17 protein-coding genes and 6 tRNA genes are annotated in these 20551 nt (G+C 48.7%); 13 read left to right on the plus strand and 10 right to left on the minus strand.

What is annotated here, in order from left to right:
* Nucleotide 1: 1 nt before the first annotated feature.
* Both prfA and hemA read right to left on the minus strand, forming a co-directional pair.
* Entirely contained in the window at nt 2-1087 is a 1086-nt protein-coding gene (gene prfA / locus XMD530_RS11070) for a peptide chain release factor 1 (protein WP_173480645.1), read from the minus strand.
* A gap of 15 nt (nt 1088-1102) precedes the next feature.
* Nucleotides 1103-2368, minus strand: coding sequence for a glutamyl-tRNA reductase (gene hemA, locus XMD530_RS11075; protein ID WP_173480644.1), 1266 nt, complete (start codon nt 2366-2368; stop codon nt 1103-1105).
* Nucleotides 2369-2532: 164 nt separating this feature from the next.
* Between hemA and XMD530_RS11080 the strand changes: the two genes are divergently transcribed.
* The 11 genes from XMD530_RS11080 to XMD530_RS11130 all read left to right on the plus strand — a co-directional run bounded on the left by XMD530_RS11080 (nt 2533) and on the right by XMD530_RS11130 (nt 8856).
* On the plus strand, nt 2533-4242 hold the full coding sequence (locus XMD530_RS11080; protein WP_173507145.1) for a lipopolysaccharide assembly protein LapB: 1710 nt from the start codon (nt 2533-2535) through the stop codon (nt 4240-4242).
* Nucleotides 4224-4796 carry a lipoprotein insertase outer membrane protein LolB gene (gene lolB, locus XMD530_RS11085; protein WP_173480642.1) on the plus strand — a complete coding sequence of 191 codons (573 nt, stop codon included), beginning with the start codon at nt 4224-4226 and terminating at the stop codon, nt 4794-4796. The genes XMD530_RS11080 and lolB overlap by 19 nt, the downstream gene beginning before the upstream one ends.
* Nucleotides 4797-4892: 96 nt before the next feature.
* Nucleotides 4893-4968: transfer RNA gene (locus XMD530_RS11090), tRNA-Gln, on the plus strand.
* A 72-nt stretch (nt 4969-5040) separates the two neighbouring features.
* Complete coding sequence (locus XMD530_RS11095; protein WP_173480641.1) at nt 5041-5982, plus strand: ribose-phosphate pyrophosphokinase; 942 nt, start codon at nt 5041-5043, stop codon at nt 5980-5982.
* A gap of 111 nt (nt 5983-6093) precedes the next feature.
* Entirely contained in the window at nt 6094-6684 is a 591-nt protein-coding gene (locus tag XMD530_RS11100; RefSeq protein ID WP_173480640.1) for a 50S ribosomal protein L25/general stress protein Ctc, read from the plus strand.
* Between the two features lie 21 nt (nt 6685-6705).
* On the plus strand, nt 6706-7299 hold the full coding sequence (gene pth, locus XMD530_RS11105; RefSeq protein WP_173480639.1) for an aminoacyl-tRNA hydrolase: 594 nt from the start codon (nt 6706-6708) through the stop codon (nt 7297-7299).
* Nucleotides 7300-7308: 9 nt separating this feature from the next.
* Nucleotides 7309-8400: a redox-regulated ATPase YchF gene (gene ychF, locus XMD530_RS11110; RefSeq protein WP_173483590.1), complete on the plus strand. Its 1092-nt coding sequence runs from the start codon at nt 7309-7311 to the stop codon at nt 8398-8400.
* Between the two features lie 127 nt (nt 8401-8527).
* A tRNA-Met gene (locus XMD530_RS11115) sits at nt 8528-8604 on the plus strand.
* Between the two features lie 3 nt (nt 8605-8607).
* A tRNA-Gln gene (locus XMD530_RS11120) sits at nt 8608-8682 on the plus strand.
* 18 nt (nt 8683-8700) lie between these two features.
* Nucleotides 8701-8777 (plus strand) — tRNA-Met (locus XMD530_RS11125).
* 4 nt (nt 8778-8781) lie between these two features.
* A tRNA-Gln gene (locus XMD530_RS11130) sits at nt 8782-8856 on the plus strand.
* A 321-nt stretch (nt 8857-9177) separates the two neighbouring features.
* Here XMD530_RS11130 and serB read toward each other — a convergent pair.
* The 7 genes from serB to queA all read right to left on the minus strand — a co-directional run bounded on the left by serB (nt 9178) and on the right by queA (nt 18398).
* Nucleotides 9178-10389, minus strand: coding sequence for a phosphoserine phosphatase SerB (gene serB / locus XMD530_RS11135; protein WP_173495050.1), 1212 nt, complete (start codon nt 10387-10389; stop codon nt 9178-9180).
* Between the two features lie 43 nt (nt 10390-10432).
* Nucleotides 10433-12907, minus strand: coding sequence for a ribonuclease R (gene rnr / locus XMD530_RS11140; RefSeq protein ID WP_173507146.1), 2475 nt, complete (start codon nt 12905-12907; stop codon nt 10433-10435).
* 78 nt (nt 12908-12985) lie between these two features.
* A complete protein-coding gene (gene secF, locus XMD530_RS11145) occupies nt 12986-13906 on the minus strand; it encodes a protein translocase subunit SecF (RefSeq protein WP_173495048.1) in 921 nt (306 codons plus the stop codon).
* A gap of 12 nt (nt 13907-13918) precedes the next feature.
* Entirely contained in the window at nt 13919-15772 is a 1854-nt protein-coding gene (secD, locus tag XMD530_RS11150; protein ID WP_173495047.1) for a protein translocase subunit SecD, read from the minus strand.
* 70 nt (nt 15773-15842) lie between these two features.
* Nucleotides 15843-16172: a preprotein translocase subunit YajC gene (gene yajC / locus XMD530_RS11155; protein ID WP_173480633.1), complete on the minus strand. Its 330-nt coding sequence runs from the start codon at nt 16170-16172 to the stop codon at nt 15843-15845.
* A 42-nt stretch (nt 16173-16214) separates the two neighbouring features.
* The gene (gene tgt, locus XMD530_RS11160; protein WP_173480763.1) at nt 16215-17333 is read right to left on the minus strand and encodes a tRNA guanosine(34) transglycosylase Tgt; all 1119 of its coding nucleotides are present in this window, start codon (nt 17331-17333) and stop codon (nt 16215-16217) included.
* Nucleotides 17334-17363: 30 nt separating this feature from the next.
* A complete protein-coding gene (gene queA, locus XMD530_RS11165; RefSeq protein WP_173480632.1) occupies nt 17364-18398 on the minus strand; it encodes a tRNA preQ1(34) S-adenosylmethionine ribosyltransferase-isomerase QueA in 1035 nt (344 codons plus the stop codon).
* 109 nt (nt 18399-18507) lie between these two features.
* Here queA and XMD530_RS11170 point away from each other — a divergent pair.
* Nucleotides 18508-18593, plus strand: a tRNA-Leu gene (locus XMD530_RS11170).
* A 187-nt stretch (nt 18594-18780) separates the two neighbouring features.
* Complete coding sequence (locus XMD530_RS11175) at nt 18781-20043, plus strand: site-specific integrase (protein WP_173483596.1); 1263 nt, start codon at nt 18781-18783, stop codon at nt 20041-20043.
* 303 nt (nt 20044-20346) lie between these two features.
* On the opposite strand, the gene XMD530_RS11180 is transcribed toward XMD530_RS11175, so the two are convergent.
* A partial coding sequence (locus XMD530_RS11180) for an integrase core domain-containing protein (RefSeq protein ID WP_173507147.1) occupies nt 20347-20551 on the minus strand: 205 nt, incomplete at its 5' end.

Raw genomic sequence — 20551 nt, forward strand, 5'->3', positions numbered from 1 at the left:
ATTAATCGTCAGACAGCGCCGTTAGCTGCTCTGCCTGATACTCCTGCATTAGCGTATTGAGAACCTCATCCATATCACCCTGCATCACCTCATTTAGCTTGTAGAGGGTCAGGTTGATACGGTGATCGGTCAGACGTCCCTGAGGGTAGTTGTAGGTACGAATACGTTCTGAACGATCGCCCGATCCAACCAAGCTTTTACGGGCGCTGGCCTGTTCCGCTTGCACCTTATCGATCTCTGCCTGCTGCAGACGTGAGGCGAGCAGCGCCATCGCTTTAGCACGGTTTTTGTGCTGCGAACGCTCCTCCTGACACTCAACCACTACACCTGTTGGGATGTGCGTAATACGAATTGCGGAGTCTGTTTTGTTGACGTGCTGACCACCGGCACCGGATGCACGGAAGGTATCAACTCGCAGGTCCGCTTTATTGATATCGATTTCGGCCGACTCATCCATCTCAGGCATTACCGCAACGGTACAGGCCGAAGTATGAATGCGTCCCTGGGATTCGGTTTCAGGCACACGTTGTACACGGTGCGCACCCGATTCGAACTTCAGTCGAGAGTAAACGGCATCGCCGATAACACGAGTTATGATCTCTTTGTAACCGCCGTGCTCACCTTCATTCGCACTGATGACCTCTACCCGCCAACCGATCTTCTCGGCATAGCGTGAGTACATTCGAAACAGATCACCGGCAAAAATAGCCGCCTCATCACCACCGGTTCCCGCTCGAATTTCAAGAAAGACGTTACGACCATCATTAGGGTCTTTCGGCAGCATCAAAATTTGCAGATCAGCATCAAGTTGCTCTTCTAGGGCTTTAGCCTCTTTGAACTCCTCTTGCGCCATCTCTTTTAGATCAGCGTCGTCCTCTTCCATCATCAGAAGCGCGGTCTCTTGATCCTCTTTCGCCTGATTCCACTGGTTAAAGGTGGCGACGATCGGCTCTAGGTCCGAATATTCACGTGAGTAATCACGGAACTGATCTTGATTGCTAATAACACTCGGATCGCTCAGCAGAGCCGACAGCTCTTCAAAACGATCAACCAACGACTCCAGTCGCTGACGTATGGATTCTTTCATCTTTAATTTCCGACGCTAATCTTTCGATTGCGGATTGAGTTGAAACAGCTCTTGAACCGATCGCTGCAGATCGTCACGACCCTCGGCAGACGCTTTGCGCAACTGCACACTAGGCTCGTGTAAAAACTTGTTGGTTAAACCATTCGCTAAACGCTTTAGCACCTCTTCAGGTGACTTACCATTTTGCAGTTGCGATAGCGCCTTCTCTAGCTCTTCATCGGCTATGCTCATCTGCTGCTGTCGAAGAGCAGTCAATGTATCGACGGCATCCAACTCACGCAATTGACGCATGAAAAGTTCTGCACCCTGCTCAATGATCGCCTCAGCCTCTTGTGCGGCCTCCTGTCGTGAGCGCTGATTCTCTTCGATCACCTCCGTCAGGTCATCAACGGTGTAGAGGTAGACATCCTCAAGATCGCCCACCTCGGCTTCGATGTCACGAGGAACGGCAATATCCACCATAAACATAGGACGGTGACGACGAACCTTGAGCGCACGCTCAACACTGCCTTTACCCAAAATAGGCAACTGCGATGCCGTAGAGGTAATCACGATATCCGCGTTAGGAAGCTCATCAGGGATAGAGGCAAACTCAACCGCTTTACCATCTACCTCATCAGCCAATGCCAGAGCACGTGATAGCGTTCGGTTCGCGATGGTAATCGATTTGATTCCAGCATTTTTCAGGTGTCGAGCCACCAGCTCGATGGTTTCACCGGCACCAATCAGTAGCGCTCGGCTATCCGCCAAATCGGCAAAAATGTGCTGCGCCAAGCTGACCGACGCATAGGCAACAGAGACTGGGTTCTGTCCAATACTGGTCTCGGTTCGAACCTGTTTGGCCACAGAAAAAGTCTGTCTAAAGAGTCGACCTAACTCTGCATGCGCTCGTCCCGCCTCTTGCGAAACAGAGTATGAGTCTTTCAACTGCCCAAGGATTTGAGGTTCGCCCAACACTAAGGAGTCCAAACCCGATGCGACACGCATCATGTGACGTGCAGCACCTAAATCCCAGTGCTCATAGATACAGTTGGCGAGTTGTGACTTATCGACCTGGTGATAGCTAGCCAACCAGTTGAGCAACTGATCTGATCCATCACCCTCTAAACGGCAGTACAACTCAGTACGGTTACAGGTAGAGAGTATAGCCACCTCTTCAAGTGCGGCCTCTTCACAGGCTTGCTTTACAGCGTCAACCAAAGATTCGGGCGCAAAAGAGACACGCTCCCTGATCTCAACCGGAGCGGTTTTATGGTTAATCCCTAAAGCGAGTAAAGACATGATCCCTTTTGTACCTAAATATTACAGGTCGCTAATAATACACGGTAAAGACTAGTCTAATAAGACCTAGGCCACTGTTTTTGGTCTGTTTTGCCGCTTATACACATGACAACACCCAATCGGTTTTCTATAGTGATGAGATTGGTAACCCCAGGAGTTGAGATTTGAGATCGACATTAATCAGTTCATTGGCCCTATCGGCTCTTCTAGCGGGTTGCACTCCTACTAAGCCAAACAGCCCTTCAGAGCAGGCAGAGCTTAATAGCGCCGACTCGACTACCATCTACACACCAGGTGAACTGAACCAAGAGTCGCTGCTCGATCTGATCAGCGCCGAGCTCTACGGTCAGAATCGGGAATTTTCTCAATCTCAGGCACTTTTTTTCAAGCAGGCACAGCTCTCGCAAAGCCCTGAACTGGCTGAACGCGCAACTCGCATTTCACAATTTATGCGCGACGCTGCACTCGTAGAGCAGTCGGCAACACTTTGGCAAACGCTCGATCCAGACAAATCCTTACCCTTTCAAATTTTGCTCAACCTCTACTTTCAAGAGGGCAAAATCGATCAAGCGTTAGAGCTCCTAGCGGATCGTTCTGAGTTGAGTGCAGAGACCTATGGGCTGATTGAGAGCCACCGCGCAACCTTGCAACCCACGGAACTCAATGCACTTTTCGATCTCCTTCAGCACCTAGGGCCAGAGCAGCAGCAAAAACTACCCAATATTCTGCTTCAAGCGCGCATCCAACGTTCGCTTCAACAACCCAACAAGGCCATTGACCTGCTTGATCAGGGGCTGGCCATTGATCCAAATAATGCTGATCTTACTCTTGATAAGGCACGCATAATTGGCATCGACCTTGAAGAGATCGCACGCGCACTGGATCTGATGCAGCCTGCACTAAAAGAGCATACGGATCACAGAGAGCTTCAGGCTTTCCAAATTCGACTGCTTCTAATAGAGAGTCCAGATCAAGTCCCTAACCTAGTTGAGTTGGCCATCAACCAGAGTAATGAAGATCCACAACTGATCTACTACTACGCACTGTTACTGCTGGAAAACGAATTACTCGACCCAGCTGAGCGTTGGATAGACCGTCTGATTGCCATGGATCCAGAGAACAACGATATCTACCTCTACAAAGGGGCTATCGAGCAACAGCGTGGCAACACCGAAGCGGCCCTGAACGCTTACGGCAAGGTTAAATTAGGTGACAATCTACTAAACGCTTTTGCAAGAACCCTAGAGCTCATTGATCCAGCAACATCTAGCAGTGAGTTAGAGGTGCGCCTAACGACGCTCATCAAGCAAGATCCAGAACGTATAGAGCCTTTGACCCGCATCGCCGCCGAATGGTTACTGGATCAACAACGCAACCAAGAGGCGATCGATCTGATCGACGAACAGCTAAAAATTGTTCCACAAGCCAACTCGCTGATTTATGCGAAAGCGATCGCTTTTGAACCGATCGATCCTGAGCAGATGCTGATCAACCTTGAACTAGCACTCTCATTGGATGAAGAGAACCCAAGCCTTAAGAATGCTCTAGGCTACTCAATGCTGCTCTATTCAGACGATTTTGAGAGGGCATTTAACCTGATTAAAGAGGCTTACCAGTCAACCCCGGACGATCCAGCAGTCATCGACTCTATGGGGTGGGCGTTTTATCTATCAAATAACTATCAAGAAGCTCTGATCTACATCGAACAAGCCTTTAAAGCCTTTCCCGACCCAGAGGTCGCTAAACACTACATTCAGGTGCTGGCCAAATTGGAACGGATTGACGAAGCCAAGACATTACTGGACACTCTGCTTCAAGATCACCCTGAAAACCGTCATACCCTTGAGGCCGAGCAGTGGCTAAACAGCTTGTAAAACTTTTTATACTGATCAGCTCAATCGCGTACCTAAGCGGGTGCATAACAAAACCTAAACCTATTCCTGTGCAACCGCTGACTGAACCCGTTCACTTCTCCTTTAGTGTGAGCGGAAAACTCGGTGTACGCGGAGATCAGATCAGCGAAAGCGCCCGCTTTAACTGGACCCAAAACCAACAGACGTTTGACCTAGCGCTGATCGACCCCTTTGGCCGCCAGGTCATGAGACTGACCGGCAATGATCGTTTTGCAAAGCTCGAAACGGACGATCAACAGAGCTACGTAGCAGATTCAGCCGAAGCCTTGATGCAGGAGTTATTGGGCTGGCAACTTCCAGTAAATCATGCCCTCTACTGGATTCAAGGCAGACCCGATCCAAGACAACCCTTCGTTGCAAAAGAGCCTGGGCAATTTCTGCAAAACGACTGGCAGATTAGCACGCTCGCACAGACGACTCTTAGCAGCGGCAAGACAGCACCTCGCAAGCTTAAAATGAGCCACACCCAACTGGATGTCACCTTAATCATCTCTGACTGGCAATTCCCACACTGATTCTGTGTAAAAAACAGTCAACAGGGGTTGATTTATAGCGCCTCTAATTTAAAATATGCGCCTCTTAAATTTAGTGGGAAACCACTGGAGAGCGCTAGGGGTATAGCCAAGTTGGTAAGGCACTGGATTCTGATTCCAGCATTCGTAGGTTCGAGTCCTGCTACCCCTGCCATTTATTACGATGACAGATCCTCAACAAACGACTTCATCATACATTTCTTTTGACAAAGAGCAGGACTACGACGTGTCTAAGATGATGGTATTTACTGGCAATGCAAACCCAGCATTGGCAGAACGTGTAGCAGAGCGCCTAGATTTGGATCTTGGCCAAGCGACAGTATCCCGCTTCAGCGATGGTGAAGTAAGTGTAGAGATTCAAGAGAACGTTCGCGGTAAAGACGTTTTCATCGTGCAGTCGACCTGCGCACCGACAAACGACAACCTAATGGAGCTTATGGTCTTCATTGATGCTATCCGTCGTGCGTCAGCAACACGTATCACAGCGGTAATTCCTTACTTCGGTTACGCCCGCCAAGATCGTCGTCCACGTTCAGCACGTGTACCGATTAGCGCTAAAGTTGTGGCGACCATGCTAACCAACGTAGGCGTTGACCGCGTTTTGACAGTAGACCTGCACGCAGACCAGATCCAGGGTTTCTTCGATATCCCTGTTGATAACGTCTACGGTTCACCTGTTCTTCTAGACGACATTAACGACCAGAACTATGACGATGTTGTGGTTGTATCACCAGACATCGGTGGTGTTGTTCGTGCTCGCGCAGTCGCCAAACAGCTTGATACGGATCTTGCGATCATCGATAAGCGTCGTGAGCGTGCGAATGAATCACAGGTTATGAACCTCATCGGCGACGTTGAAGGTCGTACTTGTATTCTTGTTGATGACATGTGTGATACAGCAGGCACACTGTGTAAAGCAGCAGCTGCATTGAAAGAGAAAGGCGCGAAACGCGTTGTCTCTTACATCACACACCCGGTTTTCTCTGGCCCAGCCATTGATAACATTGCAAATTCTCAGCTTGATGAGATGGTTGTTACTGACAGCATCCCACTAAGCGAAGCCGCGAAAGGCTGTAGCAAAATTCGCCAACTTTCACTGGCACCCATGTTGGCAGAAGCGGTACGCCGTGTCTGCAACGAAGAATCAATCAGCGCGATGTTCCGTTAAGAACAGCTGATTTTAAGAGCTTCGGCTCACTAAACGCCCTTCGGGGCAAACAAAGCTGTAGAGATCTGGTCGCGGGTCCCTGCAGTTTTTAAATTTATATAGGTATATAAAATGTCTAACTTCACTCTAAATGTAACTGCCCGCGAAGATCAGGGGAAAGGTGCGAGCCGCCGCCTGCGTCGCGCTGGCCAAGTACCAGCAATCGTTTACGGTTCAGCTGAGCCACAGAGCATCAGCCTAAGCGCAAACGAACTAAGTAAAGCACTACAAAACGATGCGTTCTACTCATCGCCAATCGCGCTAGACCTAGACGGTACTAAGACAGTTGTAATCATCAAAGATCTACAGCGCCACCCTGCGAAGCCTGTTGTTCTTCACGCTGACTTCCAGCGCATCGATGACAACCAGCGCATTAAGATCCGCGTTCCACTTCAGTTCGTTAACTTCGAAAAATCAGCGGCTGCTAAAGCATCTGCTAAATTCGCTGCAGAAACAGCTGTTGTAGAAGTAACTTGTCTAGCTAAAGACCTTCCTGAGTCAGTCTCTTGTGACCTTTCTCAGATCCAGACTGGTCAGATTGCTCACCTTTCAGACATCGCTCTGCCAGAAGGTGTTGAAATCGTTGCTCTGCGTCGCGGCGAAGACCACGACCAAGGCATCGGTTACTGTTACTCACCACGCGGTGCTAAAGTAGCAGGCTAATAGCCTAATACGTGCCAGCTTATGGAAGGTATCAGCCTCATTGTCGGACTAGGCAACCCAGGTGCTGAGTATCACGAAACACGCCATAACGCTGGTGCAGAACTGGTTGAGCAGCTCGCTGCTCAACACAGTTCACCTCTTCAGCCCAACAAAAACTACTTTGGGCTCTACAGCAAGATCCTAATCAACGGACAACCCGTTCATCTATTGGTCCCAACGACCTTTATGAACCGGTCAGGCAAAGCCGTTGCAGCACTTGCAAACTTTTTTAAGATTCCCATTCAATCCATTTTGGTCGCTCACGATGAGCTAGATCTACCACCGGGTGTATCACGTCTAAAAAAAGGCGGCGGTCACGGTGGACACAATGGTTTGCGTGACATTATTGCCAGCATGGGCAATAACAAAGATTTTTACCGCCTCCGTTTAGGTATTGGACATCCGGGCAGCGCTCAACAGGTTGCAGGATTTGTACTGCGCAAAGCACCGATTGCTGAACGTAACTCTACCCAACAGGCGATTGATGAAACGTTGAGATACATCCCGATGATTGTCTCAGGGGATCATGCCAAAGCAATGAACACACTTCACAGTTTTAACGCATCAGCGAAATAGGACAGTATCATGGGATTTAAATGTGGCATCGTCGGCCTACCAAACGTCGGCAAATCAACGCTCTTTAACGCGCTTACTAAAGCGGGTATCGATGCAGAGAATTTCCCATTCTGTACCATCGAGCCGAACTCAGGCATCGTTCCTATGCCAGATCCACGCCTAAACGCACTGGCGGAGATCGTAAACCCAGAGCGCATCCTGCCAACCACGATGGAGTTTGTGGACATTGCAGGCTTGGTAGCAGGCGCCTCAAAAGGCGAAGGTCTTGGTAACAAATTCCTTGCTAACATCCGTGAAACGGATGCCATTGCACACGTGGTTCGCTGTTTCGAAGATGATAATGTCATTCACGTCGCTAACCGTATCCACCCACTTGAAGACATTGAGACGATCAACCTAGAGTTGGCTCTGTCGGATCTGGAGTCCTGTGAAAAGCAGCTGCAGCGTGTACAACGTTCAGCTAAAGGCGGTGACAAAGAGGCGGTTGCACAGAAAGCACTGCTGGAAAAACTAATCCCTCACCTATCAGAGGGTCAGCCAGTTCGCTCACTAGAGCTCTCTGATGACGAGCAGAAACTAGCGAAGGGATTCCACCTACTAACGACTAAACCGACCATGTACATCGCTAACGTCTCTGAAGAGGGTTTTGAAGATAACCCTCATCTAGATGCGGTTCGTGAGTTTGCCGCTAATGAGAACGCTGAAGTCGTTGCGATCTGTAACAAGCTAGAGTCTGAAATCTCAGAACTGGAAGATGACGAACGCCTTGAGTTCCTACAAGACATGGGTATGGAAGAGCCAGGCTTGGATCGTGTAATTCGTGCAGGTTACCAGCTACTGGGTCTGCAAACTTACTTCACAGCCGGTGTTAAAGAGGTCCGCGCTTGGACCGTCAAGATCGGTGCTACTGCACCCCAGGCTGCAGGCGTCATCCACACCGATTTCGAAAAAGGCTTCATCCGTGCTGAGACGATCAGCTACGATGATTTCATCGAATATAAAGGTGAAAAAGGCGCTAAAGAGGCGGGTAAAGCTCGCCTAGAAGGTAAAGATTACATCGTCAAAGATGGCGACGTTATCCACTTCCGTTTCAACGTTTAAAACGAAAATTTGTGAATTGATCAGCGATTGATCGATTCACAATTTTATCAGGCCGAATTTGGGTTTTTCCCTTAGATTCTATTGACATAGAAGCCTATAGAAGGAATAATTCGCGGCCTTGAAAGATGGCAATGTAGCTCAGTTGGTTAGAGCAACGCATTCATAATGCGTGGGTCACAGGTTCGAATCCCGTCATTGCCACCATCTAGGGGTATAGCCAAGTGGTAAGGCAGGAGGTTTTGATCCTCCCATGCGCAGGTTCGAGTCCTGCTACCCCTGCCATCTAAGTCTTTCAAGCATGGCAATGTAGCTCAGTTGGTTAGAGCAACGCATTCATAATGCGTGGGTCACAGGTTCGAATCCCGTCATTGCCACCATTCTAGGGGTATAGCCAAGTGGTAAGGCAGGAGGTTTTGATCCTCCCATGCGCAGGTTCGAGTCCTGCTACCCCTGCCATTTTTTTGAGTAATACTGCTTCATCACCACATCAATCTCATATTTCCATCGCGACCTTTTCAAGGACGCTCCAACAGTTAAAACTAAACACTAATGACTTTAGCATTGTTGGAGCCTTATCGCAGATGAGGCGATTTTCTAGGTATTGATCGCGACCTTTTCAAGGACGCTCCAACAGTTAAAACTAAACACTAGTGACTTTAGCATTGTTGGAGCCTTATCGCAGATGAGGCGATTTTCTGGGTATTGATCGCGACCTCTTTAAGAGATGCTTCAACAAAAAACCTCGCCGAAGCGAGGTTTTTTGATTCAGACGCTCAATCACACATCCCGATCGCGGAAACCAATCAAGTATAGAATACCATCTAGGCCAAGAGTGCTGATCGACTGTTTAGCATTCTCACGCACTAGAGGTTTGGCTCTAAAGGCAATGCCTAAGCCCGCGATAGAGAGCATTGGCAGGTCGTTTGCACCATCACCTACTGCGATAGTCTGTTCTAGAGAGACACCCTCTTTGGCGGCAATCTCACGAAGCAGTTCTGCTTTACGCTCACCATTGACTACCGTACCGACCACTTTACCGGTCACTTTGCCATCTTGGATGTCGAGCTCATTGGCGTGAATGTAATCAAAACCTAAACGCTTCTGCAGGAACTTGGCAAAGTAGGTAAAGCCACCCGAAAGGATCGCGGTCTTATATCCAGTGCGTTTAAGCTGTGACATTAACTGTTCGGCACCTTCGGTCATTTTCAGGCGCTGAGCGATGCCTTCAAGGACCGACTCATCCAACCCTTCCAGAAGAGCCACACGACGCTTAAAGCTCTCATTGAAGTCGATCTCACCGCGCATAGCCGCTTCGGTAATCTCTGACACCTGATCGCCGACACCAGCCTCTTTCGCCAACTCATCGATGACTTCAGCTTCAATCAGTGTCGAGTCCATATCGAACACCACCAGACGGCGGTTACGACGATAGATGTCGTCACGCTGGAAGGCGATATCCACACCCAGCTCTGATGCCAAAGTTAGCAGAGTCTCACGCACTTCAGCTTCATCCGCAGACATATCACGTACAGAGAACTCGACACAGGCCTTGCTGCTCTCCTCTTCAACCTCATCAATTGAGACACGGCCAGATAGGCGTGAGATGTTGTCGATATTAAGATCGTAACGCGCAGCCACCTCAGTCACTTTGGCGATATGCTCAGCCGAAATGCGTCGTGCTAGCAGAGTGATAATGTGACGTGACTTACCCTGTGCACCGACCCAGCTTTGGTACTCTTCTAGAGTGACCGGTTCAAAGCGCGGCACCATGTTCATCTCGTGCGCTTTGAACAGCAGATCACGCAGCAGCGGTGAAGATTCAGCCTCATGAGGTACTTTTAACAGTAAACCTAGGGATAGGGTGTTGTGAATGACTGCTTGACCGATGTCTAGAACCTCAACATCGTATTTAGCCAAAATCGTAGTAATACCCGCGGTGACGCCCGGTTTATCGGAACCAGACAAGGTCAACAAAATCAGTTCGTTCATTCTCTTACTCGAGTCAAAGAAAGCTGTATGCGATTATACCCAGTTAAGAGCGCTTGCGCTTAGACGCGCCGCTCTTTTTTGCTCCACGGCTTTTGCTGGCTGTCTTACCGCCAAACTTTTCACCAGAGCCGCCGCCTGAACGACCACCGCTTGAACGCCCAGAGCCTGAACCCTTTCCGCGCGCACCTGATTTAGCACCGCCCTTACCTTTCTGATCAAACAGCCCCATGGCCAAACGCTCTCGGACTGATGGTTTTTTCGTCGGTTTATTTTTCTCTGAATCGAGCAGTTCGAAATCAATCTTGCGCTCATCCAGATTGACCTGTGCAACGCGCACGCCTAATCGATCGCCTAGCTTAAAGACGCGTCTTGTACGTTCGCCGATCAAACGCTGCTTGCCCGCTTCGAACTGGTAGTAATCACTTGGTAGACTGGTGATATGAACGAGACCATCGACAAAAAGATCATCCAACTCAACAAACACACCAAAGCCTGTTACCGCAGAGACAACGCCAGTGAACTCTTCACCAATCTGGCTCTGCATGTACTCACACTTCAGCCAAGAGATCACGTCACGAGTCGCCTCATCGGCACGACGCTCGGTCATCGAGCAGTGTTCACCGAATTGCAGCATCTGCTCTGCACTGTAGTTCATGACAAAGCTTGGGTTGCGTACAAAACCATCCGGTCTCGCTACCCCTTTAATCTTCTTATCTTCGTGAATCGCTGATCGAATCATACGGTGGACAAGCAGGTCAGGGTAACGTCGAATCGGTGAGGTAAAGTGAGTGTACTCCTCATACGCCAAACCAAAGTGACCATGATTATCAGGGCTATACACAGCCTGCTGCATCGAGCGAAGCATCATGGTTTGGATAATGTGTCGATCTGGGCGATTTTCGATCGCCGACGCCAGTTTTAGATAGTCCTTAGGCTCCGGTGAATCACCGCCCGGCAACGCCAGACCCAACTCCCCCAAAAAGGCACGCAGGTTTTCCAGACGCTGCTCTTTAGGGCCGTCATGGATACGGTAGATCGCAGGCTTTTTACGCTTCGCTAGGAACTTAGCCGTTGCCACATTGGCAGCCAACATACACTCTTCGATGAGCTTATGCGCATCATTACGTGTCACGGGTACTATGTTCTGAATCTTACGCTCATCACTAAAGACGATGCGTGTTTCGGTGGTATCGAAATCGATCGCACCCCGATCATCGCGCGCTTCACGAAGCCGGTGGAACAACCCATGAAGCGTCTGAAGATGAGGTAGCACTTGTTTGTATTGATCACGCCACAACTCAGCGTCAGCAGAATCATCATCACGATCCAACATAGCACCCACTTTGGTGTAGGTCAGACGGGCTTTAGAGTTTATGATCCCTTCAAAAAACTCTGCATCACCGATAGATCCATCTCGTTTAATATTGAGCTTACAGACCATCGCCAAACGATCAACGTTGGGATTCAGCGAACAGAGTCCGTTGGATAACAGCTCAGGCAGCATCGGCACAACATACTCTGGAAAGTAGACAGAGTTACCACGTTTAACAGCCTCTTTATCCAGCTCGCTGTTCGGTTTAACGTAGTAAGAGACATCGGCAATTGCAACCCATAGGGGCCAGCCACCCATACGCTTCTTCTCAGCGTATACAGCATCATCAAAATCGCGAGCATCTTCACCATCAATCGTAACAAACGGAAGATCACGCAGATCGACACGATTGGTCTTGTCCTCTTCCCGAACTTCCGGTGTTAAATCACCGATCTCTTGATGAACGCCGGCATTCCATTCATTGGGAATGTCGTGGTTATGAATGGCAACTTGAATCTCCATCCCCGGCGCCAAGTGATCACCCAGCACTTCAACCACTTTAGCGCGCGCAGGGTGGCGCTTATCCGGTTGTTGAACCAACTCAACAACAATCAGCTGACCATCTTCGTATTTAAGATCTTTATCAGGATCCGGCATCACCACAATCTGATTGGTAATGCGTTGGTTCTCTGGAATCAGTGAACCGAAGCCATTCTCCCCATCAAAACGTCCCACGACCTTTTTCAAAGGGCGTTCTAGCAGCTCGATAACTTTACCTTCAGGTCGGCCTCGATGATCAGAGCCGATCTCTTGAACGAGAACGCGGTCGCCATCGAATAGCTGTTTCATCTGGCGAGCACTGATAAACAGATCATCACCGCCCGCATCGGGCTTAACAAAGCCAAAGCCATCTCGGTGACCAATGACACGACCAGGAATCAGATCCATCTTCTCGATCAAACCGAATTGATTGCGACGATCCGATATCAACTGCCCATCACGGCACATTGCGATCAAACGGCGACGCACCGCTTCAATATCATCAGGATGACTGAGCTTTAGCTCGGCACAAAGGTGCGCATGGCTTATAGGAGCCCCCCACTTTCGAAGAAACTCAATAATGTAGTCTCGACTGGGCACAGGTCGGTCGTATTTACCCGCCTCTTCCTGTGCGTTGGGGTCGTTATCGCGCCACTGTTTACTCATTAATCATCCAATCCATAATAGTGTTTCAGTCATATTAACCTGAAATAAAAAAGCCGGCATCAAGAGCCGGCTTTAACCTTAGGGCATTTCGTCTATTTCTGACTCTTCTTTAGGCGGAGGAATCAGATCCTCCTTCGTAATCTTGAGTGCCAAAAGCAGATTCGCTGCGACATAGATTGAAGAGTAGGTACCAATCACAACACCCGCCAGCAGCGCAATCGCAAAGCCACGGATGGTCTCACCACCGAAGACCAACAGCGCAACCAATACGAGCGCCGTGGTTAAAGAGGTCACCAATGTACGGCTCAACGTCTGCGACAGCGAGCTGTTCATTATCTCAAGTGGACCACCTTTACGCATGATGCGGAAGTTTTCACGGATACGGTCATAGACAACAATCGTATCGTTCAACGAGTAACCGATCACCGCAAGCACCGCCGCCAAGACCGTTAGATCGAAATCCAACTGCATGATCGAGAAGAAGCCGAGCACGATGGTCACGTCGTGAACCAAGGCCAAAACAGCACCAAGAGAGAACTTAAATTGGAAACGGAAAGCAAGGTAGACCATGATCATCGCGAGCGCCAGCAGCATGCCTAAGCCGCCCTGCTCGCGAAGCTCTTCACCGACCTGAGCACCGACATACTCGTTACGACGCAACTCGACAGCAGAACCATCGGCTTTTAGCGCCTCAACTACTTTGTCACCCAACTTAGGGTCGTGCGTCTCACCCAAGCGGATTAACACATCGGTACTAGACCCAAAGTTTTGCACGACGGCATCTTCATAACCCGCCGTCGACAGCTGCTGACGAATAAGGTTCAGATCCGCTGACTCTTCATAGCCCACTTCAACCAAGCTACCGCCTGTGAAGTCGAGACCAAAGCGAAGACCGTTAACCGCTAATGACGCGACTGATGCGATCATCAAAACGATCGAGAAGATACCAAGGGCCTTGCGTAGGCCCATGAAATTATAGAGTTTGTGAACTTCTGACATCTCTAGACCCCCTTACAGCTTGATCGACTTAAGTTGTTTGCGGCCATACACCAGATTCACCATCAGGCGAGTCACAAGGATGGCTGTAAACATTGAGGTCAAAATACCGACTGACAGTGTAATCGCGAACCCTTTCACCGGCCCCGTACCCATCGCAAATAGGATCAACGCTGCGATCAATGTCGTGACGTTGGCATCCAAAATCGTTGTGAAGGCACGTGCAAAACCGGAGTGAATCGCTGACTGCACCGGCATGCCGACTTTAAGCTCCTCTTTGATGCGCTCAAAGATCAGCACGTTGGCATCTACCGCCATACCGACGGTCAAAACAATACCCGCGATACCCGGCAGGGTCAGAGTGGCCGATAGAATCGACATAACCGACACCAGCATCACCAGGTTAAGTGTCAATGCAATGTTGGCGATTAAACCAAATACACGGTAGTAAGCCAGCATAAAGAGCATCACCACAGCGAAACCGATTTGAACGGACGTCAAACCAAGCTCGATGTTTTCAGCACCCATCGATGGACCTACGGTACGCTCTTCGACGAAGTAGATAGGTGCTGCTAGTGCACCAGCGCGTAGCAACAGCGCCAACTCAGACGCTTCTTGCGGGTTATCTAGACCGGTAATACGGAAACTAGAGCCCAACGCACTCTGAATCGTTGCAAGGGAGATGATCTTCTTCTCAACGTATGGCACACGTTTTTCAACCTGCTGACCATCAACCGTCTCAGTCACCATACGCGCTTTAAACTCGACAAACAGAACCGCCATGCGACGTTGAATAGCATCACGCGTCGTGCGGTTCATCAGCTGTCCCCCTTTGGAATCAAGGCTGATTGATACCTGAGGCATGCCGTTCTCATCGAAGTTCGACTGCGCATTAGAGACGCTAGAGCCGGTAATGATGACATCACGTTCAAGGTTCGCTTTACGGTTCTCATCTGAACGGAATGAGTAGGTCTCAGTCAGCGCACGAGAGGTGTCAGGTTTTGCTTCTAGACGGAACTCAAGGTTAGCGGTTTTACCAATGATACGTTTAGCGGCGGCCGCATCCTGAATACCCGGCAACTGAACCACGATACGGTTACGACCTTGGCGCTGTACCAGCGGCTCAGCCACACCCAGTTCGTTGACACGGTTACGCAGCGTTGTCAGGTTCTGCTTAACGGCATAATCTTCAATATCACGCAGTGTCTGCTCACTCAAAGAGATCTGCAGGCTCGAGTAGTCCTCTTCATCCAGATCAGTGATCAAAAACTCCTGGTAGCTCTTTCTGAGTAGCGAAGAGGCCTCATCACGCGTAGCAGCATCGGCAAAGCGAACCGCTAGCGTACCATCATCCAGAGTCTCTACCTGACGGTAACGCAGACGCTCTTTACGCAGGTTAGATTTGATCTCACTGACGTACACTTCAAGACGCTGAGAGACGGCAGTCACCATATCCACTTCTAGCAGGAAGTGGACACCACCACGAAGGTCCAGACCCAGTTTCATTGGGCCGGCACCGATGTCTGTCAGCCAGCTAGGTGTCGTGGGTGCTAGGTTTAAAGCTACGGTGTAATTTTCACCCAGGATACGGCCGATCACTTCACGGCCACGTAGCTGAGCATCACCATCGGCAAAGCGGATCAGACCTTTACCCTCTTCTGCTTCAAGCGATTTGTACTCGATCTGGTTGTTATCCAGAGCAGCCGTCACGCGAGCAAGAGTGCGATCATCCACTTTAAAATCTTGTTTGGAACCCGACACTTGAACCGCAAAGTCGTCAGGGTATAGGTTTGGCATAGCGTAGATAGCTGCGAACAAAAGTGTCACAACAATCATCAAGCTTTTCCAAAGGGGAAAACGATTGAGCATTACAGGCCCATCCTTTTAAAAACAGAAAAGCGCCGTTACCGTTCAGTAACAGCGCTGTAAGCAAGGTCGATTAAATACCTTTAATAGTGCCTTTTGGCAGTTCAGACGCAACGTGAGTCTTCTGGAACTTAAGCTCAACACCTTCTGATACTTCAAGTGCAATGTAGTCGTCAGATACACGAACAACCTTACCGATGATACCGCCAGCAGTGATCACTTCATCACCTTTAGCAAGACCAGAAACCAGTGCTTTGTGCTCCTTCTGACGTTTTGCTTGTGGGCGCCACATGAAGAAGTAGAAGATCAGACCGAAACCCAGTAGGAAAATAAGGTTAAACATACCTGGATCGGTAGCACCAGCTGCACCTTCAGCGTAAGCAGGTGAAATAAAGAAGCTCATTAAAAGCACTCCTGTAACATCATTTATATAAGTTTATTTAAGTTATTCAGCCAACGCTGGCGTTTCCATGCCACGTCGACGGTAGAACTCATCTACGAAGGCGGTCAATGTACCCTGTTCAAGGGCTCCACGCAAACCTGCCATCAAGTCTTGGTAGTAGTGCAAGTTGTGAATCGTATTCAACTGCGAACCTAGAATCTCGCCGCACTTATCAAGGTGGTGCAGGTAAGATCGACTGAAGTTCTGACAGGTGTAACAACCGCACTCCGCATCCACTGGTCCAATATCTGTTTTATGGGACGAGTTACGGATTTTTACAACCCCTTCACGGGTAAATAAAAAGCCGTTTCGTGCATTACGGGTTGGCATGACACAATCGAACATATCAACCCCACGACGCACCCCTTCCACCAAATCTTCAGGCTTACCCACGCCCATCAGATAACGTGGCTTATCCTCCGGCATCTTATGCGCCAAATGATCCAACACTTTGATCATCTCATGCTTAGGCTCACCCACCGACAGACCACCAATCGCATAGCCGTCAAAGCCAATATTAGTGAGCCCCTCTAGAGATTCATCACGCAGGTGTTCATACATACCACCCTGCACAATACCGAACAGAGCCGAAGGACTTTCACCGTGCGCATCTTTAGATCGCTGTGCCCATCGCAGAGAGAGACGCATAGAGTCAGCCGCCTCCTGCTCAGTGGCAGGGTAAGGCGTACACTCATCAAAGATCATGACGATGTCAGACCCTAGCTTGCGCTGGACTTCCATCGAGACTTCGGGGCTGACAAAGACCTTATCGCCATTCACAGGCGATTGAAAAGAGACACCCTCTTCTGTGATCTTGCGCATTTTACCTAGGCTAAATACCTGGAAACCGCCTGAATCTGTCAGTATCGGTTTATCCCACTGCATAAAGTCGTGCAGATCGCCATGAAGTTCGATCAGATCGGTACCAGGACGCAACATCAGGTGGAATGTGTTACCTAATAAGATATGAGCACCTGTCGCCTCAACATCACGTGGCAGCATACCCTTTACAGTTCCATAGGTACCCACAGGCATAAACGCAGGGGTTTCGACCTCACCACGCGGGAAGGTCAAACGACCACGACGCGCTTTACCTTCGCTCGTAATCGTCTCAAATTTCATAAAACAGTGACGGCTCATCTACTTTCCTGCTTAACCTTGGGTGTTGCGCGTTAAGAACATCGCATCACCGTAACTAAAAAATCGATATTTCTGTTCAACGGCCTCTTTATAAGCCGCCATGGTGGTTTCATATCCAGCAAACGCAGAGACCAACATCAACAGTGTCGACTCCGGTAGGTGGAAATTGGTGACCAGAGCATCCACCACTTTGTATTGATAGCCTGGGTAGATAAAGATCTGCGTATCGCCAAAAGTTGGCTCAATACGGCCTGATTGGGCTGCTGATTCAAGCGAGCGCACACTGGTCGTTCCCACCGCAATGACTCGATTCCCCCTCGCCTTGACCGCGTTTACCGCATCACATACCGATTGATCGACCTCGATGTACTCGGCATGCATCTCATGGTTTTTAATGTCATCCACCTTTACTGGACGAAAGGTACCCGCGCCGACATGCAGAGTGACAAACGCACGCTCTACACCTTTGGCTTCTAACTTAGCGATCAACTCATCATCAAAGTGCAGACCAGCAGTTGGCGCTGCGACAGCCCCGGGCTTTTTGTTGTAAACAGTCTGATAACGTTCACGGTCAGAGAGTTGGTCCTCACGTTTGATATATGGCGGCAATGGCATGTGGCCAACACGCTCTAGCGCTTCAATGATCGACTCGTCAATATCAAACTGCAGATCGAACAGGCCATTTTCACGACCTACGACCTCTGCGTTTATACCCCCTTCGAACTGCAGTTTAGCGCCCTCTTTTGGAGTACGACTGGCACGCAGATGGACAAGGGCACGCTTCTCACCGATGACACGCTCCACCAACAACTCAACCTTTCCGCCACTCTCTTTCTGCCCAAACAGACGTGCCGGAATGACCCGAGTATCGTTAAAGACCATCAGATCACCAGGTTCGACCAGATCGAGAATGTCGCCAAACGAGCCATGCACACGTTCACCCGTATTCCCATCGACCTGCAACAGGCGACTGGCGGTACGTTGTTCTAACGGGAAGTGTGCGATCAACTCTTCAGGCAGATCAAAATCAAAATCACTAAGCTTCATAGATACCGAGCGTTAAAATTGCGGGGCGCAAATATTAACAAAATCTACTTAAAAACGTCACAGAAGATTGACCTATTCTGAAACCCGCTTATAATGCGCCACACTCTCTGCCGGTGTGGTGGAATTGGTAGACACGACGGATTCAAAATCCGTTGCCTATAAAGCGTGTCGGTTCGAGTCCGACCATCGGTACCAATATCTTGTTGGTAAATATTGAGAGTATGTAGCTAAAATGCACGAATACGCAGGTATCGTGCATTTTTCATTTCTGCCATATTAAAATATCTTTCTTAGCACACTCGGTGCACACTTTTTTAGAGCTATTGCTCGCTATTTTTACGACGCTATAATCCATTTATATCCACTAAAAAAGTGCGAAAAAATGGCTGAAATGGTTACAGTAATTCCTGGACTGATCGTGCTTTATCGACGTTCACGCAGTGCGCGATGGCAAGCACGGATTAAAATTGAAGGCGAATGGATTAGACGAAGCACTGGCTCAGCAGATATCGATGAAGCTCGTGAGAATGCACTAGATATTCGTACGGAATTAAAAACACACGTTAAAAATAATCTACCACTAACAACAACCAAATTTCGTGCTGTCGCAGAAAATGCAATTAAACGCATGGAAAATGAACTCGCTAGCAGACGTGGCAAGGTTGTTTACAAAGATTACATCTCCGCTCTTCGCAAATATCACATTCCATACCTTGGAAAATTCAACATCAATCAAATCACAAACGAACGCTTAGACGGTTTTGATGATTGGCGACTAGAGCAAATGGGCAAAGCTGAAATGTCCAAAAGTACTCACAACACACATAACAGTGCATTGAATAAAGTATTTCAGCTAGCGCTCGACAGAGGCTGGATGAAGCCAACTGATGTTCCAAGCTTTCGTGTTGCTGGTATCAAATCAAATAGCCGCCCTACTTTTACCCGTGCTGAATACGCAAAACTTACACGAAGTCTTCGCTATTGGGCTGAAAGCGGATTTGTAGATGCAACAACCAGTACTAACAAATTTTTGGTTGGTGAGCGTAAGCCTAAGCAAACAACAGCAGAAATACGTGAGCTTTTACGTGATTACGTTCTGATCCTTGCGAATACAGGGATACGCCATGGCACTGAGATGACAAATCTTAAATGGAAACATTTGGATTGGTATGTAAATGAAGCTGGCGAACGATTTTTAGAGATTACAGTGGATGGAAAGACTGGAAACAGACAGCTGATAGCTCGCCATGTCGCCATACGTTATTTCAAGCGTATTCAAAGCCGTTTTCCTGAGTTAGCAGATATGACGTTCGATCAACTGCTAAAAAAACGCGTGGATAAGCATGTCTTCAGACTGCGAAGTGGTGAGCAAACTAAACAGCTCAACAAAAACTTTGAGCAGTACCTTACCAAAATGGATCTGCTGTATGGCACAACCAGTGACAAGATGCCGAGAACCCTTTATTCACTTCGACATTTCTATGCAACACGAATGATCCAACAAGGCATCAGCTTAGCCATCATTGCAAAACAAATGGGAACTAGTGTTGGGATGCTTGAGAAGTTCTACAGTAAGTTTATCCCTCACATGAGTGCTCAAACGTTAGCTGGGGAGCGATTTGATGAGACAGTTTTAGCTAACTAGCTTCCTACAGAATAAAACCTAAAAAGTATACTTGTAAGATTTAATAGAACTGTTGTTTAATAGATCTAAGCCATCCAGATAGACAGGGACAGTTAATCTGAATGGCCTTTTTCATTCTCGCAGAGTCAATGCAGTTTATGGGGCTTGTTTGTTAAACAGCCCCCTTTTTTTAGGACGTTAAAGCTGCCTTTTTTCTAATAGCTCGCCCAAATTGAGCTTGCTGCTCGATAAGTGGGTCCAACTCACCTTTCTCTGCTGCTGACCTTTCCCCTTAGTTAGTACCACTTCTTCGATGAGATTTTGCTAAGCAGCACGCTTAGCGAATTCCTCTGGTGGCACATAGCCAAGTGCACTATGTGGTCTTACTTTATTGTAATGATGTCGCCATAAATCGATCTCATATCTTGCTTCATCCAGCGTTCTAAACCAATGCTGATTTAGGCATTCGTTTCTAAATTTGCCATTCAAGCTCTCAACAAAAGCGTTTTGAGTGGGTTTGCCTGGCTGA

Origin of the sequence: Marinobacterium sp. xm-d-530, assembly GCF_013283365.1 — a bacterium.
In the GTDB taxonomy this organism is placed as follows: domain Bacteria; phylum Pseudomonadota; class Gammaproteobacteria; order Pseudomonadales; family Balneatricaceae; genus Marinobacterium_E.